We start from the raw sequence: 1,080 nt of genomic DNA, 5'->3' as shown, positions 1-1,080 counted from the left end.
CCCCTTTTTCTGGAGACTAAATAAAATCTTTTATTTTATCTATGGCTCGTACTCTATAGGCTTCAGCTGGTGATATTGTTGAGTCAAAACTAGAGCCTGGACCACTGATATCCTGTCTTTAACAAATTGGACTAATCGATAAGCTTGGCTGCAGGTCGACGGATCCCCTCAGAAGAACTCGTCAAGAAGGCGATAGAAGGCGATGCGCTGCGAATCGGGAGCGGCGATACCGTAAAGCACGAGGAAGCGGTCAGCCCATTCGCCGCCAAGCTCTTCAGCAATATCACGGGTAGCCAACGCTATGTCCTGATAGCGGTCCGCCACACCCAGCCGGACACAGTCGATGAATCCAGAAAAGCGGCCATTTTCCACCATGATATTCGGCAAGCAGGCATCGCCATGGGTCACGACGAGATCATCGCCGTCGGGCATGCGCGCCTTGAGCCTGGCGAACAGTTCGGCTGGCGCGAGCCCCTGATGCTCTTCGTCCAGATCATCCTGATCGACAAGACCGGCTTCCATCCGAGTACGTGCTCGCTCGATGCGATGTTTCGCTTGGTGGTCGAATGGGCAGGTAGCCGGATCAAGCGTATGCAGCCGCCGCATTGCATCAGCCATGATGGATACTTTCTCGGCAGGAGCAAGGTGAGATGACAGGAGATCCTGCCCCGGCACTTCGCCCAATAGCAGCCAGTCCCTTCCCGCTTCAGTGACAACGTCGAGCACAGCTGCGCAAGGAACGCCCGTCGTGGCCAGCCACGATAGCCGCGCTGCCTCGTCCTGCAGTTCATTCAGGGCACCGGACAGGTCGGTCTTGACAAAAAGAACCGGGCGCCCCTGCGCTGACAGCCGGAACACGGCGGCATCAGAGCAGCCGATTGTCTGTTGTGCCCAGTCATAGCCGAATAGCCTCTCCACCCAAGCGGCCGGAGAACCTGCGTGCAATCCATCTTGTTCAATGGCCGATCCCATATTGGCTGCAGGTCGAAAGGCCCGGAGATGAGGAAGAGGAGAACAGCGCGGCAGACGTGCGCTTTTGAAGCGTGCAGAATGCCGGGCCTCCGGAGGACCTTCGGGCGC

General features: G+C 57.2%; 1 protein-coding gene. It reads right to left on the bottom strand.

Going from position 1 to position 1,080, the window contains the following annotated elements; genetic code table 11:
• Nucleotides 1-168: 168 nt before the first annotated feature.
• Nucleotides 169-972 carry an APH(3')-II family aminoglycoside O-phosphotransferase gene (locus CDO35_RS22760; RefSeq protein ID WP_099526830.1) on the bottom strand — a complete coding sequence of 268 codons (804 nt, stop codon included), beginning with the start codon at nt 970-972 and terminating at the stop codon, nt 169-171.
• Nucleotides 973-1,080 lie beyond the last annotated feature (108 nt).

Source organism: Pseudomonas sediminis, assembly GCF_002741105.1.
Classification (GTDB): domain Bacteria; phylum Pseudomonadota; class Gammaproteobacteria; order Pseudomonadales; family Pseudomonadaceae; genus Aquipseudomonas; species Aquipseudomonas sediminis.
The sequence above is the reverse complement of the archived record's forward strand: the minus strand, read 5'-3'. Positions and strand labels throughout refer to the sequence as shown.